At 68.6% G+C, this 15,527-nt stretch carries 11 protein-coding genes, 1 tRNA gene and 1 pseudogene; 8 read left to right on the top strand and 5 right to left on the bottom strand.

What is annotated here, in order from left to right; all coding sequences use genetic code 11:
• Nucleotides 1-293: 293 nt before the first annotated feature.
• Nucleotides 294-961, bottom strand: a pseudogene (locus tag AS857_RS37420) (serine hydrolase); the annotation flags it as partial.
• A gap of 404 nt (nt 962-1,365) precedes the next feature.
• Here AS857_RS37420 and AS857_RS40615 point away from each other — a divergent pair.
• Nucleotides 1,366-1,518: a hypothetical protein gene (locus AS857_RS40615; RefSeq protein WP_216823962.1), complete on the top strand. Its 153-nt coding sequence runs from the start codon at nt 1,366-1,368 to the stop codon at nt 1,516-1,518.
• A 42-nt stretch (nt 1,519-1,560) separates the two neighbouring features.
• On the opposite strand, the gene AS857_RS10730 is transcribed toward AS857_RS40615, so the two are convergent.
• The gene (locus tag AS857_RS10730) at nt 1,561-3,414 is read right to left on the bottom strand and encodes a B12-binding domain-containing radical SAM protein (RefSeq protein ID WP_144440765.1); all 1,854 of its coding nucleotides are present in this window, start codon (nt 3,412-3,414) and stop codon (nt 1,561-1,563) included.
• A 228-nt stretch (nt 3,415-3,642) separates the two neighbouring features.
• Here AS857_RS10730 and AS857_RS10725 point away from each other — a divergent pair.
• A tRNA-Glu gene (locus AS857_RS10725) sits at nt 3,643-3,730 on the top strand.
• A 42-nt stretch (nt 3,731-3,772) separates the two neighbouring features.
• Here the strand turns inward: AS857_RS10725 and AS857_RS10720 are convergent.
• Both AS857_RS10720 and AS857_RS10715 read right to left on the bottom strand, forming a co-directional pair.
• Nucleotides 3,773-5,125, bottom strand: a complete 1,353-nt coding sequence (locus AS857_RS10720; RefSeq protein ID WP_058042879.1) for a glutamate-cysteine ligase family protein — start codon at nt 5,123-5,125, stop codon at nt 3,773-3,775.
• Between the two features lie 1,163 nt (nt 5,126-6,288).
• On the bottom strand, nt 6,289-7,086 hold the full coding sequence (locus AS857_RS10715; RefSeq protein ID WP_245699753.1) for a DUF5655 domain-containing protein: 798 nt from the start codon (nt 7,084-7,086) through the stop codon (nt 6,289-6,291).
• Nucleotides 7,087-7,691: 605 nt separating this feature from the next.
• Here AS857_RS10715 and AS857_RS10710 point away from each other — a divergent pair.
• A complete protein-coding gene (locus tag AS857_RS10710; RefSeq protein ID WP_063804223.1) occupies nt 7,692-7,967 on the top strand; it encodes a helix-turn-helix domain-containing protein in 276 nt (91 codons plus the stop codon).
• 162 nt (nt 7,968-8,129) lie between these two features.
• Here AS857_RS10710 and AS857_RS10705 read toward each other — a convergent pair whose 3' ends face one another.
• Entirely contained in the window at nt 8,130-10,595 is a 2,466-nt protein-coding gene (locus tag AS857_RS10705) for a tetratricopeptide repeat protein (RefSeq protein WP_058042878.1), read from the bottom strand.
• Nucleotides 10,596-10,739: 144 nt separating this feature from the next.
• Here AS857_RS10705 and AS857_RS10700 point away from each other — a divergent pair, with 144 nt between their 5' ends.
• The 5 genes from AS857_RS10700 to AS857_RS10680 all read left to right on the top strand — a co-directional run bounded on the left by AS857_RS10700 (nt 10,740) and on the right by AS857_RS10680 (nt 15,505).
• Nucleotides 10,740-10,928 (top strand): hypothetical protein, encoded by a 189-nt coding sequence (locus tag AS857_RS10700; RefSeq protein WP_058044063.1) that lies wholly within the window; start codon nt 10,740-10,742, stop codon nt 10,926-10,928.
• 571 nt (nt 10,929-11,499) lie between these two features.
• Complete coding sequence (gene gndA, locus AS857_RS10695; protein WP_058042877.1) at nt 11,500-12,960, top strand: NADP-dependent phosphogluconate dehydrogenase; 1,461 nt, start codon at nt 11,500-11,502, stop codon at nt 12,958-12,960.
• A gap of 270 nt (nt 12,961-13,230) precedes the next feature.
• Entirely contained in the window at nt 13,231-13,734 is a 504-nt protein-coding gene (locus AS857_RS10690) for a DUF6643 family protein (protein WP_058042876.1), read from the top strand.
• A gap of 138 nt (nt 13,735-13,872) precedes the next feature.
• Complete coding sequence (locus AS857_RS10685) at nt 13,873-14,706, top strand: MOSC domain-containing protein (RefSeq protein WP_058042875.1); 834 nt, start codon at nt 13,873-13,875, stop codon at nt 14,704-14,706.
• 151 nt (nt 14,707-14,857) lie between these two features.
• On the top strand, nt 14,858-15,505 hold the full coding sequence (locus AS857_RS10680; protein WP_063804222.1) for an Rv1733c family protein: 648 nt from the start codon (nt 14,858-14,860) through the stop codon (nt 15,503-15,505).
• Nucleotides 15,506-15,527 lie beyond the last annotated feature (22 nt).

Genomic DNA, 15,527 nt, shown 5'->3' with positions numbered 1-15,527 from the left:
CGATCGCAGGCTCGACCCTGGCAAAAGCCCGGATCAGATGGTGTGACCGAAGCCTTTGTCCAGCCGCCTGAAGGGCTCGGAGGAAGGCGGGAACGGCGCTTGCTCACGGCTGGCGCGCAACGCTGCCGGCGTCCCTGTCGAAGGCCGTGGCGGGGGCAGTGCCGGCCGCGCTGATCCGGGTTTCTCAACGGTCCGCAGGACAGGCCGATTCAGCACCCCGTCGCCCGCCAACGGGTGCTTCCCGGCGCCGAAGTCAGGGCGGCGCCGGGGCGCTCGCCGTCGTGGGCGCCGCGTCAGGTCGTGCGGGTGCGGAGGGCGTCGACCGCTAGGCGGGCGGTCGTGCCGAAGACGGCGTCGGCCGGGGGGGAGGACCGCGGCGGGGCTGGAGGCGCGGGTGAAGACCGCCACGGCGTAGCGCCCGCCGTCGGGGTATTCGACGACGCCGACCTCGTTGCGGACGGTGGGCAGGCTCCCGGTCTTGCCGACGACATGGACGTCGTCGAAGGGGAAGCCGGAGGCGAGCCGGTGGGGCCAGACCTGTAGCCCCAGCAGGCGGCGCATCGACGCGGCGTACTCGGGGGCGCAGGCTTCGTCCCACCAGATCGCGCCGAGCAGGCGGGTCATGTCGCGCGGGGTGCTGCGGTTCGTGGCGGCGGGGTCGAGCACGCGGAGCCCGGCGACGACGCGGGGGTCGGTCAGTGCCTGAGGGCCCCCGGGGCCCGGTGTCCTCCTTCAGGAGGGCGAGGAAGTCGCCGAAGGTGTGGACGGCGTGGGTACGAGTGAGCCCCAGGCTCCGGGTGGTGTGGTTGACGGCGTCCAGGCCGACGCGCCGGAGGAGGAAGTCGGCGGCGGTGTTGTCGCTGACGGCCATCATCAGGTAGGCGGCGTCGCGCAGGGAGAGGCGGACCTCGTCGAGCATGGCGGCCAGCCCCGTAGGGCCGGGGGTGCGGCCGGGGCCGCACCTGCCGGAATCCCTGTTCTACGTGTCTCGCCCGGCAACATCCGTAACGACGCCCTGGACCCTGCCCACCGGTTCGCGTCCATGCCGCTCTACATCCTCAATCAAGACGGCAAGGCCGGGATGACCCGCAGGCAGTGCACAGTTATCTGCACCTACTTCCCCTCGTTGATCAGCGTGCTCGTGAACGTGATCAACGAGGAGGAGACCGTGGAACTGCGGCATGAACTGATGGAGGGACGGGCCGAGCTGCCCCGTGTAAGGACTGTGCTCCCCGCACGGGGCGTCCACCCGCCGTACATCGTCGTCAACGCCTACGACGACGAGATCGAGTCGGCCACTGCCTACCTGCGAGACCTGGCCTGAACGATTGCAGTCCGCTGACGGTCCGGAGCTACGGGTACGGCGTGCTGCGGTGGTTCCGGCTGCTGTGGCTGCTGGGGGTTACCACACCCGGGCGTGGCCTGCACCTCGCCAGCCACGCCCGGATCGAGCGCCGATCTACGGGCGGCATCGTGGTCGGCGTCGAGCAGAGGGCCCTTGTCGAGGTCGATGGCTGAGCCGAAGCATCGACAGTTGTCACAAAGGCAGGCGTCTTGTCGTCAAGATCGCCTCGCCGGATACGGCTGGCCGATACCATCTGTGCCGGTGTTGCCGTCCTCGGCGCGTAGTCGCGTGGCGATGTCACGGGCGTCCTCGTAGGTGGCGGGTGCGGTGCGCAGACCGAGTTCATCGCGGAGGGCACTGGTGATCTTGGACAGTCCGCGTTTGAGGTGACTGGCCGGGATGGACGGTTCGGGGGGACGGTGGACGCGGAGCACCTCGGCGTCGGCACGCAGTTGCTCCAGGGTGAAGCGACCACGGTTGGTCCACCAGGGCACGCTGGAGGTGATCTGGTAGGCCCAGTGCCGGCGGCAGGCCTCTTCGAGCAGGTCCCGTATGGCTTCGACCCGTTTGCGGCTGAGCCCGTTGGTGGTGTAGCGGAACTGGTCACGGTTGAGATTGAGCAGCTGGTGGTCCTCGCCGGTCACCTGGAGTCCGGACATCTGGTGGCGGGTGGCGGCGCGTTCGTCCGGGGCGCGGCGGGTGAGCCGGTAGCGGCCGGATTTAATGGTCAGAATGTGCTCGCCGTAGTCCTCTAGGAAGGACAGCCAGCGCAGCGACTGGTTGATCGGTTCGCCGGGCACGCCGACGATGATGAAGACGTGGACCTGGATTCCGGAATTGCGCAGATTTTTGAGAATCCGGCCATAATTTCCCGGATGATTCCAGGGTTTCGCTTCCTGCTTCAGGGTGTAAGGGTCAAGCGATTCCAGGCCGAGTTGCACGGCGCGGCAGCCGGCGTCGGCCAGTGCCTGGCAGGTGTCCGGCTTCAGCAGTTGATCACTCGCAGTCAGATAGCACTGCCAGGTGGCGCGGTGTCCGATACGCGCGAGTTCCCGTCCTATTCTGAGCTGCCGGGGGACGGTGAGGTATTCGTCGACGAAGTCGACGCGCTCGATGCCAAGTGCGGCCACGTGCTCGGCGACGCGACGTTCGGACATTACCCGGGGCTTGTGCAGGAAGCTGTCGCTGCCGGCGGCTATCGAGCAGAATCCGCAGCGCATCGGGCAGTTGGACATCGTGTAGAGGGGAGGCACGAAGTCCGGGCTCCACTGCCGGATACCGCGATCGAAGACCGGGGTGGGCAGCGTCTCGTAGTCGACAGGAGCAAGGGTGCGGGGGTTGATCCGCACGGTGTCGCCGTCGCGCCACACCACGCCTGGGACGGTGGCCGGTTCGGCGCCCTCGACCAGTTCCACCACGGGCCGGAAACCTTCGGCGTAGACGATGGCGTCCCAGTGATCGAACAAGGCGGCGAACTGGGGATCGTGATAGGCGTCCATGGTGCGGGCCCAGTAGTTGCCGCCCATGAACAGCCGCACGCGCGGCGCGTGCTCGCGCACGAGGCTTGCGAGGACGCAGGCACTCACCAGCTGCCGTTCGTCGGCGACGCTGATGCCGACCACGTCCGGATCCGCAGCACGGATGCGGGCCATCTCGGACTCGGCGAAGTACTCGTGGAAGACATGCTCCTCGCGGTGTTCGAGTACCCAGCGCAGTTCGCTGACGTCACCCTTGAAGTGCCGGGAGTCGCACCTGACGTTGTTGCGTTCGACAGCAAAGTCCTCGAATGTCGAGGAGATACTCGCGGAGAACTCCTCGAACAGGACTCGGGCGTCGTGCCGCCGCAGGATCGAGGCATCGGGGTCGCGGACGGTACGCAGGGCCTCGTCGGCCTGCTCGCCACCGTGTCGTCGCAGGACGTACTCGACCGCATCGATGTAGCCGTAATGCTGTACGACGTGGTGACCGCGTGCTTCCAGCACTCCTGCGAGAAAGGCAATACCCATGGGCAAATGCCAGACGCTGGAAGCCGGCGGATAACTCAAGAAAACAGAGCTCTGATTGGGCACCGGAATATCCCCTTGCCGCCGATGGAAACCTCACAGTCGAAGGTACGGGGGCAATTCCGTTGCGACAAGGCGGCCCGGGTGGTGACCCGAGGCGGCAGGAACAGTTTTACGTCACGGAATTGATCTGTCGATCCAGATGATTTTCGGCCGTTCGTTCCATGATCTCCGATGTGTCCTTCACACGCCTCTGAAGAGCTGTTAGCGTTCATTTCTGCCGGAGTCAGGCAGGCCGGGGTGGCGGAAGTGGCAGACGCGCCCGACCCTCGTGGTCGGGTGTCCCCCAGGGGATGTGAAGGTTCGAAACCTTCCCCCGGCACTGAACCGTTCGGACGTGAACGTTCGGAATTCAGCCGTGCGATCAGACGCGGAAGGCCGCGACATAGCGGCGCGGGTCGCGCCGCAGGTCCGTCTCCCAACGGTGTGCGCACTGCTCGGCGAAGGTCTTCCCCGTGTGCAGTACCTCGTCCAGCGGGTCGAGGTAGTCCAGTACCTCGGGGCGCTCCAGACCGGCGGCCACCCGGGCCCGCAACCCTTCCCGGGCCAGTCGGACGAGCTCACCCGCGAGTTCGTGCACACGGTCGCCGCCGAGCATCGTGCGCAGTCCATCGGTCGGGAGGCTGGCCATCGCCGCGTGCTGTTCCGCCACGCTGTAGTGCCTCAGCAACTCCCAGGCAGCTGCCCGAGACTGCGGGTGGTAACTGAGCCCCGTCCACAGCGCCGGCACGACCTGGATGTGCTGGTAGGCGGGGCCGTCCGCTGCGCGTAGTTCCAGCGTTCGCCGGACCCTGACGTGTGTCCAGATCTGTGTCATATGGGCGACCCAATGGCCGAGGACCGGCAGGGAGCCGTCGTCGAATCCTTCCCGAAGGACCGAGGCGAACGGTTTGCCGGGAGCGGGCCGGAGCCGTCCCGCCCCGTCCTCGTAGTAGAGCATCGGGATGCGCAGCGCCCAGTCGATGACGTCGTCGATGCTCACCTCGTCCCGCAGCGCCGGCAGCACGAGGCCGCAGCGCTGCGGATCCGTCAGCAGCCAGTCCCGCGATCTGTGGGAGAGCACCCCGTCCAGCCGCCCCCCGTACAGTGGTGAGTTGACAAGCAGCGCGGCGACGACCGGCGACGCGGCCGCCTGCATCCGCAGCTTCTGGGTGAAATCGTCCTCGGAGAGGTAGTCGAGATGCACCTGTGTGCACGTCGACATCGACAGGATCCCCGGTCCTCCGGCGCCCGCCGCGCCGATGCCGGTGAAGTGGTCACGCATGAGCCGGCCACGGCTCAGAGGCACCCAGGGGATGGTATCGATCCGGTCGAAAGGCAAGTATGCGCCGGGCAGGAGCGCAAGGCCGAAGCGGCTGAGAAGCTCCGACAGCCGTGCCAAAGTGAGCCGCATGTCGTCCACTGCCGTGACCACATCGGCGACCGGGGCACAGGAGTACTCCATCTGACCGCCGTGTTCGAGCCCAAGCAGGCCTCCGTCGGCCAGCTTCACCCCCGTCAATTCGCCGGCGTCGTACAACGCCTCCCCGCCCCACTCCGCCAGCAGAGCCTCAAGAACGGCCCTTACCCCATTCTTCCCTGCATAAGGAGCGGCGAGCCCGGTCTGCGGGTCGACGACGCCGCTCTCGGTCTCCAGGCCGACCCTCTCGGACACGGTCACCGACGGATTGAACAACGACCTGAGATCATCCCGACGCAGCCCGGTCATACCCATCATCAGCCCTCCTAGCCGTCGAAAAGCTGCGCACGACAACGTCAGCGGTCAGTGAACCCCATCACCCAGGACGCAGCCAGTAGGCATCGCTCCCGCCGCGGACGGATACACCCAGTCAGCCCCGTGTTCGACGCGGACTCGAGGCCGCGGATGTGCAGGCTGGGCCAGTATCGGGCGAGAGCCGAGGCAGGTAGCCTCCTCTCGGGACCCGGCTGGCAGTCACGACCAGTTCCTGTATGTCCACCGCTGCTACGGCCCACACGCCGCCGGCACCGATGCCGCCAATTCCGAAGCGCAACCACCACCGAGCATCGCACGACCGCCCCTATGACGGGGGCATGACTGTGCGGACCTGATCAGGGGAAGACTTCCCGGGCAGCGTAGCGTTTGAGGCATCGGACGATTTCGCGTCGGGTCTTGCCCCTTGCGAGCGCTACGAGCGTGATGCCCGCGGGCGCGCCGACCCGGACGGGCGGCTTCCGGACTTCCGCGGCCCGCGTGACGTATAACTGCGCTTCGCCATAACGCTCCAGGCCAGCGACGGCGCATTGGGCAGTTCGGCGACAGAGTTGCCAAGCCACATCTGACCCGTAGGGGGAGCTCCGGCTCTCGGTGGTGTCCGGCGTACCTGTAGCGGGCGATCAGTGTGGGGCTGCTCACGTGGGGTCAACGGATCGGGGCCGGACTGCCGGTGGCGGGCAGGGGCCATCAAGGACTCGATCACGTTGGCTGCTGCTGGGGCGCCGCCCCCGTTGTGAATGTGCCGCTCCATGGTAGCGATACCTTGCGCGACTTCGGGGTCGCGGCCGCGGTCGCCGCCGGCCGCCGGCCGCCGGCCGCCAAACGGGTTGCGGATGACCTTGTCGGTCAAACCGCTGCCCCTCCTGATCGGTCAGTCTGCGCGCGCACGGACAGGCTCAGCCACCACGCCTCCAACGGTCGGATCGGACGTCACCGCACATCCGACCGCCACGACCACCAACCCGGCGAAGGCAGGCGGTCACAGCACTAGGGATCAGCGGAGGGCGGCTGGCAGAACGCGGCGAGGCCGATGACGGTAACGGCCGCCAGCCCCCACACGATCGCGCGTGCCCGCGTCAGCTCCGGCTTCACGACGTCCGGGTATACGCGGCCGCCGTCAAGCCGGAGAGCCGAAGCAGAATCCGCTATACCGCGCTGTAGCTGAGGCGGAACAGGTCCTGGGCTCGCTCCAGATCCCGGTCCGTGCGCAGCTGGACCTCTAGGTCGCCGGTTCCGTGGTGGCCGAGCCCGGTCACGTCCCGGGTGAATTCGGGGGTGAGGTCGACCTCCTTGGGGTTGGCCTTGAGGTAGACGAGCAGTTTGTCCCTCTGCGGCGGGCAGACGCAGGCGAAGTTCCGCAGCCTCTGGTACGCACGGTAGGTCTTGCGCCGGATCTTGGTGATGTCGTCGCCGAGGCCGAGCAGGACCTGGTCGACCTCCGCGTGCAGCTCCTCGATCGCACTCCCGGCCGCGCGGGGACCGGGTGCCCTGGTCTCGCTCGCCCGGCGGGTGCGCAGGGCCGCTGTCTGGGCGGCGACGGAGGCGACTGTCTCCAGGCCGAAGTGGTCCTCGCCGAAGAAGCGGTAGCGGACCAGGTCGACGCTGCGCCGGTGCTCGCGGGTAGCGTGCACGTCGTAGCGGGTGAAGTTGCCGGCGACGCAGATCAGCCTCGGTGCGCTCCACAAGACCGGGGCTGCGGCCGCTGCCCCAAGCCGGTCGCGGACCAGGTGCCCGTACTCCGCCTTGTGGTCCACGAGCCACGACAGATAGAAGAGCCCCTGGTTGATCACGCCGGCATCCGTCGCACGCTTGAACTCGATCACCACCGGGGCACCATTCTCATCGATGCCCAGGGTGTCGATCCGGCCTCCGTGGACGGGCCCCGTGCTGTACTCGCCGTGTGGAACAGCTTCAGTCCCGACACCATCCCCCCTCAACTGCACGAGCTCAACGCCAATAAGGGGAGATGTATTTCCGCTATCCAGCCAGGAGGACGCTGTCACCTTTTGCTGCACGGCATCGAGCCCGCCCCGGGAGGCGCCAGCCACGGCAGTCCACACAGGTGGTCACATCAGATTGACTCGAAGGGGTGGAACATAGCGCGGGATCACCGGTTAACCAAACCGGTGATCCCGCGCATCATTGATAGTCCACCGCCACTACCTACCCGCACGTCGGAAGGCATTGCCGAAACAGCCATCGATTCAACCCGACACGCTTCGCCAGGGCTTCACGCCGCCCACCTAATCCGCGCGAATCAGGTCCGCAGCCACGCGCCAATTTTCCCCGGACTGGCACAACCCTCCAGGCACCAGCGCCGTTGTGGAGAACCGTCTCACACCCTGGGTAAAGCGCGATGTGCAAGTCGAGGGCCTTGAGGTTGATCCGTGCATCCCCCAGGGCGACGCGGCATGGCCTCGCCTATGCCAACCACCACGATGCCCCGGCGCCGTGGCCCACTGACCAGCCACAGGCCATTCTGCTCAGTTCCGGAACCTACTGGCGCCATATAGGCAGCGCCAATTTGAAAGCGACTGGAGAATCCACAATGCACAGGCAGACTGACGAGCTGCAGGGTGCCCAGTACAGCCCTACGCACATCCGCGCCACCTTGAGCGGGACGGGGAGCGTGGAGGACGCGTCCAAGGCCCTCGGGATCTCGCGGGCGAAGGGCTACGACCTGGTCCGTCAAGGCGAGTTCCCCTGCCGCGTGACACGCATCGGCCGTAAGACGCGTGTTGTCACCGCCTCCCTGCTTCGCGTGCTCGACAGCGGAGAGCCGGAGTACGGCGGCGCCCGCATCGCACGCTGCACACCGTCGTAGTCCGTGAGACGGCGAACCCCCGCAGGGAGGTCTCCCTGCGGGGGTTCGCCGTCTCACGGACTATCACACAGCTGTCACCGACTGCACGGGCTCCCCGAGACAAGAAGGCCCTGACCTGGCTTTCAGCGCCTCTCCTGGATCTGCTGGACACCCGTGGACGGCCTATACGACCTGTGCCATGTAGTGCCCAGGCAGTGGCCAGTTTCGGGGGAAGTCATTGCCGAGAGCAGCCAGGGCCGCATCGTCGTCACCAGCGTCTGCCGCACGGCGCAGCACCCTGTGGAGTCGGGCTTGGTCGGAGGGGCTGGTCAACACCGTCGCCAGGGCGATCGCCGCATCAGTGTCACCTTCTTCGGCCGCCGATTCCCATTGCGCTGCCGCTGCCTGTGGTCGGCCGGTCTGACGTAGCGCGTAGCCCAGGTAGAACATGGCCTTTCTGTGTCCGTGGGCTACGGCTTGGTGAAGGAAGGTCTCCGCCTCCGTCAAGCGCTCCTGCCCCATGAGAAGGAGAGCCAGGTTGTACACGGCGCTGGTGATGCCCGCGTCGATGGCCAGCCGGTAGAGCATTTCGGCAAGGCCTGACTGGCCATGGTCCCGGAGGAGATTTGCCAAGTTGAAGAATGCGCGAGTGTCTCCTGCGTCGATGGCACGGTGATACCAGTCCGTTGCCTGCCGCAGATCTCCTGCTGCCTTGGCGGCGTTGGCCAGGCTCAGCATCGCATCCTGATCGCCGGCGTCAGCGGCTTGCCGCAGCAGCGATTCCGCCTCGTACCGTCGGCCCTCTTCGAGCAGCAGCATCCGCCAGTTGGTCAGCCCCGCCGGGTCCCCGGCGCCGTACGCGCGCGCATACGCAGCCTTGGCTTCTTCGGTGCGCCCGCGTTCTTCCAGGAGTACCCCGAGGCTGTACTCGGCATCGGGGGCACCGGCGAGGGCGGCGCTGCGCAAGCAGACCTCTGCGCGGGCGAACTCGCCTTGTTCCTTGAAGAGCAGGCCGAGGCTGTTCCACGCGTTCGCTTGTCCTCGTTCGCCGGACTCTCGGTACGCCTCTGCGGCCTCATCGTGACGGCCGGTCTTGCACAGCAGGTTTCCGAGGTTCAGGAGGACAATAGGGTCCTCCAGGTCCGCTTGCGTCCGGTACACCCGTTCGGCTTCTTCGTGCCGACCGAGGTCGGCCAGGGTGACCCCGAGATTGTTGGCGGCCTCTTTGATGCCGGCGTCGGCCAGCTCCCGCCATAGGAACACGGCGATGGACGGTTCATGGCGACTGGCGTTGAGTACCACTGTGAAGATCTCGTCCAGGCTGTCTGCCGCGCCGAAGGCCTGGAGCCAGGTGAGGCAGTGAACAGGGACTCCCGCTTCGTCGGCTGCGGCGACCAGTTGCGGATGGGCTTTCCAGACATCCTCTCCGACAGGCAACAGCATGCTGCTCACTCCGTAACGCGTTCTTCCGGCCCAGGCCAACGCGTCGTCGACGGGCTCCGGGCGTAGAAGGGGGCCGCCGCTGTCGACGAGGTAGGGCAGGTGGGCTTCGAACAGCAGTGATGTGGGCAGAGGGCGGCCGATTCCGGCCCGGCTCAGGTCGATGCCCGCCCGGGTGAGCGCTGCTCCCCGGGGCTGGCCGCCCGCCCGGTCAGCCAGCTTCAGTTCCTGCCAGAGCCACGGGTCGGCGGCGAGGTACTCGGCCACTCCGAGGTCGGCGGTGCTTCGCGTCGCGGCGCGGACGACGCGTGGATCCTTCGACTTTGCAGCCCGTCGGCGTTCGGCTGTGTTCCAACGCCGATCGAGCGCGATGGGCTGCATCTGGCGAACCGCTTTCTGATCACTCGGGCGCCCGAGCGCCGAGGCATCGAGCGTGGCCAGGAGGACCGCCTGCGTGCGGCGGAGTTCCGTGAGCCCGTGTTCCGTGAGACAGCCTTCTTCCAGGTAGCGGTCCAGCTCGTCGAGCCACAACACGCAGGGATCTGCGGACGCGACGATTCTTGCGATCAGCGTGGGAACGTCGGCCGGGTGCGCCGGGCGCACGAAGCGATGACCGGGCAGTTCCGCGCGCACGCCTTCGTAGAGAGTGCGGGTCTTGCCCGCCACGGAATCCCCCACCACCAGGACAGCGCCGCCCGACCGGCCCGCGGCCCGTATCCGCTCGCGCACGGCACCATCGAGGTCACGCATCACGTAGGCCGGGACATCTCCCGCCCCGATCACGGCGAGTCCGGCATCCAGCGGACTCGTGTCCGCCACGCGGGGCCAACGCCGCAGGGTCGAGGGTGACGGCTCTTGCGGCTCGGGCAGGGCGCCAGTAGCCGCTGGATTGCCCACGTCCCGCCGCACCACGCCCCCACTGCCGGAGCGGTGTCGTCCTGGCCGCGGCACCGTGGCACCGACCGCGGCATCACGCAGGTCCAGCAGAGGCTGTACCTCCAAGTGCAGGACGCGGGACAACTCGCGCAAGGTGTGCCGCGTGGGCGCCTTCGCCCTGCTGTTGAACGCCTGACTGACGGTGGTGCGGCCCAATCCAGCCAAGCCCGCGAGCAGCGACTTGTTCAGCCGAGCCGCGATCCGGGCCTCTTCGAGCTTTTCCTGCAACCGGCGGAGAGCCGCCTCCTGGTCGAACCGGCCGTCCAAGGTCACGCTTCTTCTCCTGTGGCGTGAGGCACGTTCACGAGTGTTCATTTTTCCGCGCCTCGAACACCGTTGAACGCGATATGCGGCAGGTTGGCCGCCAACTTGTTGCCGCCCCTGCCGCAAAGGAGCACCACCGTGTCCGTCCGGACCATGTTGATCTTCATCGGGTGCGCCCTGGCCACCCTTCTGGCCATCCTGGTCTCGGTTGCGGCCGGCTACTTGGCCCGTCGCGACCAGGCCACCTATGCCCAGGCACTGACCCGTGCGGCCGTCGCCTTCGCGGCCACTCTCACGCTGGTCGCCACGCTCACCACAGCGGTCCGGGCGATCTCGACCTGATGGCCCTCGGCCCTTGAGCCATTGGAGACCTCTCGGCCCCGCTTGGCCAGGCATTCTTCACCAAGCGCCACCGCCAAATGGACTCCATTGTCACACTCAGCGGCTATGTCCCGCCCGGTCTCCATTGCTGCCCCGCCCACGCAACGAAGCCCGCCAGAGCCGCAACAGATTCCTGACGATCTGTCAGCAAAGTCAGCAATAAGTCAGCATCCGACCCGCCGGAACCCGCCACGGACCGCCTGCAAACGCCAAGATCACACGACCATAAGATCGCACCCCTCTCCGCTCCCCCACCCACCGAAGCTCCGGTCCGACGCCCGCACACCTGGAGCCCCCTCTTGTCCGAGTCACACAATCGGGCCCCGGGTGCAGAGGCCTCCGCCGGAGAAGAAGGTGACAAGATCGAGGTCGCCTCAGCGGCACTCCCGGCCTCCTCCCCGCGGCCGTGCCACGATGACCAGGTGATACCCGGCAGACCGGCGGGAAGAGCCAGATGCCCTCCGGCGTTGCCGTCTCGCACCAGCCTTACCCACAGCCTCACTGACGCACGTGACAGGAGTGGATCCCCGCAATGCCCAGCACCCCCTCCCCCGAGGCCACCGCGCAGATCGGCGTCACCGGGCTCGCCGTCATGGGCAGCAACCTCGCCCGTAACTTCGCCCGGCACGGGCACACCGTCGCCCTGCATAACCGCACCTACGCCAAGACCGAGGCGCTCGTCGCCGAGCACGGCCACGAGGGGGACTTCGTCCCGGCCGAGTCCGCCGAGGAGTTCGTCGCCGCTCTGCAGAAGCCGCGCCGGATCATCATCATGGTCAAGGCGGGCGACCCGACGGACGCCGTCATCGACGAGTTCGCCGCGCTCCTGGAGCCCGGCGACGTCATCATCGACGGCGGGAACGCCCACTTCGCCGACACCCGCCGACGCGAGAAGGCCCTCCGCGACAAGGGCATCCACTTCGTCGGCGCCGGCATCTCCGGTGGCGAGGAAGGCGCCCTCCACGGGCCCGCCATCATGCCCGGCGGCTCGGAGGAGTCCTACAAGTCCCTCGGCCCGCTGCTCGAAAGCATCGCCGCCAAGGCGAAGGACGGCACTCCCTGCTGCACCCACATCGGCCCCGACGGCGCCGGACACTTCGTCAAGATGGTGCACAACGGCATCGAGTACGCCGACATGCAGCTCATCGCCGAGGCGTACGACCTGCTGCGCAACGTCGCCGGCTACGGACCGGACCGGATCGCGGAGACCTTCCGCACCTGGAACACCGGCCGCCTGGACTCGTACCTGATCGAGATCACCGCCGAGGTGCTGTCCCACACGGACGCCGCCACCGGCCGCCCGTTCGTGGACGTGGTGGCCGACGAGGCCGAGCAGAAGGGCACCGGCCGCTGGACGGTGCAGACCGCGCTGGACCTCGGGGTCCCCGTCTCGGGCATCGCCGAGGCCGTCTTCGCCCGTTCCCTGTCCGGCCACGGCGACCTGCGCCGGGCCGCGCGCGAACTGCCCGGCCCCGGGCGGGAGTCCCTCTCCCCGGATGCCGCGGAGGAGTTCGCCACCCGGGTCGAGGAGGCGCTGTACGCGTCGAAGGTCGTCTCGTACGCCCAGGGCTGGAACATGATCGCCGCGGCGAGCGCCGAGTACGGCTGGGACATCGACCTCGGCGGGGTGGCCGCCATCTGGCGCGGCGGCTGCATCATCCGGGCCGCGTTCCTCGACCGCATCCGCGCCGCGTTCGCCGCCGACCCGCAACTGCCCACCCTGCTCGCCGACAAGGGGTTCGCCGACGAGGTCGGGCGGGCGCAGGACGCCTGGCGCACGGTCGTCGCCACCGCCGTCGGCCGCGGCGTTCCCACCCCGGGCTTCTCGGCCGCGCTCGCCTACTACGACGCCCTGCGGGCGGAGCGGCTGCCCGCGGCCCTCACCCAGGGGCAGCGCGACTTCTTCGGCGCCCACACCTACCGGCGCACGGACCGCGAGGGGTCGTTCCACACGCTGTGGGGCGGCGACCGCAGCGAGGAGAAGACCGGCTGAGGGGCGGGATCCCGGTCGGCCGAGGAACGGGAATCCGGTCGGCTCAGGAGCGGAAATACGGTCGGCCGAAGAGCCGGAAGCCGACCGGCCGAAAAGGGGGGATCGGGTCAACTGGAGGGGGTACGCGGCGTGATACCCCCGGATGGCCGTACGTAGGGATGTGTCCGACCTTGTCGGTTCTGTCCTGACCTGCGTCTTTGCAGGTCAGGGAATCGTTAGTGCCGACCTTGGCGTAGACCGCGCGAGGGACGTGGGCTTAACTTATGCGCTATGACCTCCCCCCGCAGCACCTACGGCGGCGGCTACTACGCCTCGTCGTCGTTCCCGGACACCCCGATTTACGACAGCCTCGTCGCCGAGCGGGGGACCCCGCAGATCGCTCCGATCCGCGTGTCGTCCCCGTACGACGGCGGCGGCAGCAACCTGCCCGCGCTCCCGGCGCTGCCCTCGGGCCCGTCCGGGGCCCAGTCCCACCAGGCCCCGCAGCCGTCCTACGGCGGTCAGGGCGGCGCGCCGTACGGCTATCCCGCGCCCGGCCCGCAGCAGCCCTCGGGGCTGCAGCAGGCGGCCGCGCCGTACATCCCGCAGCAGCAGCCTCCGCGTGCCTACCCGGCCCCGCAGCCGCCGCAGCAGCAGTACCAGCAGCAGCGGCCGGGAGCGGCGCCGGCGGGTCCGGCCGGTTATGACGCGATGCGCCCGGTTGCGCCCCGCCCGGCGGCCGCGCAGTACGAGGATCCGTACAACCGTCAGTATCCGAATCAGGGGGGTTACTGACCGTTCGAACCGCTGTGACTGCTCTGCCGGGTTTTGTGGGGCGGTCCGGCGACGCGGTCCGGCGGCAGGTGCGGGGGTCCCGCTGCGGTGCGCGGAGGTATTCGTTCAACCGCCCGACCTGGGTGGCAAGATGACCGTATGTCCACGCCTGTGCTGACCGCGGTCCATTTCTATCCCGTCAAGTCGCTGGCGGGGTGCGCCGTGCGCGAGGCGGCCGTGGAGCCGTGGGGTCTGTCCGGGGACCGCCGGTGGATGCTGGCCGGCGCCGACGGCATGATGATCACCCAGCGGCAGCAGCCGAGACTCGCCCTGGCCTCGGCTCAACCGCTCCCCGGCGGCGGTGTCCGGCTCGCCGCGCCCGGGGCGGATCCTCTGGACGTCGCCGTGCCCGGCCCCGTGGGCGCGGGCGGCACGGTCACGGTGCAGGTGTTCCGGGACAAGATCGAGGCGGCTCCCGCCGGAGCCGCCGCCGATGCATGGGCCAGTGCGTTCCTGGGGTTCGAGGCCCGGCTCTTCCACATGGACGAGCCGGCGGTCCGCCGCGGCATCGACCCCGAATTTTCCGTTCCCGGCGAGACCGTGAGCTTCGCCGACGGCTATCCGCTGCTGGTGACGACCCTCGCCTCCCTCGACGCCCTCAACGCACTCGTCGCCGACGGCGACCTGCCCGGCGAGGGCCCGCTGCCCATGGACCGCTTCCGCCCGAACGTCGTGATCGGCGGCACCGAGGCGTGGGCCGAGGACGGCTGGCGGCGCGTGCGGATCGGCGAGGTGACGTTCCGGGCGGTCAAGCCCTGCGGCCGGTGCGTCGTCACCACGACCGACCAGCGCACGGCCGAGCGCGGCAAGGAGCCCCTGCGCACGCTCGCCCGGCACCACCGGATCGACGGCAAGGCCGTGTTCGGCAAGAACCTCATCCCCGAGCACACCGGGACCCTGCGCGTGGGCGACGACGTCGAGATCCTCGACTGAGCCCGCACGCTCTCCTTCTCCGCTCCCCCGTCCCTCCCGTTCCGGCTGCGCACTCCCCTCCCTGCCGCCGCCCGCCACCCGTCAACGCACGGCCCCGAACGGCATCCGGAGGGGGTGATTTTGCTCTCTCCGCCGTCTTCCTCCGCATGCGATGCCCTGTGTGAGGTATTTACGGACCCGGAAGGGGGTGAGCATGGTGCGCGCTACGGCACTCGCATGGCGATGGCGGCGCAATCCCCTGCGTCGCCGGACCGATGTCCTGGAGTCCTGGGTGGGATTGGCCGCCGTGGTGCTCATGCTGCTCGCGGGCCCGGTCACCGGCTGGGTGTCGGGGTCGCTCGCCCACGAGGCCCTGCGGCACACGGTCCGCGAACAGCACCGGCACCGGCACATGGTGACGGCGACGACGGTGCGGGCCCTGCACGGCAGGCCCGCCGAGACCGACCGCGAGGCCACCGCGAGCCGCGACGGACACCATCGGGTGGTCGCCCGGTGGCCCGGCCCGGACGGCAAGGAGCGCTCCGGCGTCGTCTCGGTGCGCCATGCCACGCGCCCCGGGCAGCCGTTCCCGCTGTGGACGGACGACCAGGGACAGCTCTCGGGCCGCCCGTTGGACTACGACACTGCCGCCATCCACGCCGGGCTGGCGGGCGCCGGAGCGGCCACCGTCGCCTGCGGGCTGGTGGAGGCGATGCGGCGGCTGGTCGTATGGCGGCTCATGCAGCGGCGGTACGCCCATTGGGACCGCGCGTGGGAACGCGCCGGGCAGACCTGGGGGCGGGCGGACGCAGGCAGCTGACCGGTCAACTCCCGGGGCCCGC

The sequence above is a fragment of the Streptomyces roseifaciens genome (genome assembly GCF_001445655.1).
GTDB lineage: Bacteria > Actinomycetota > Actinomycetes > Streptomycetales > Streptomycetaceae > Streptomyces > Streptomyces aureoversilis.
Note: the sequence above shows the minus strand (reverse complement) of the source record. Positions and strands in the feature narration are given on the sequence as shown.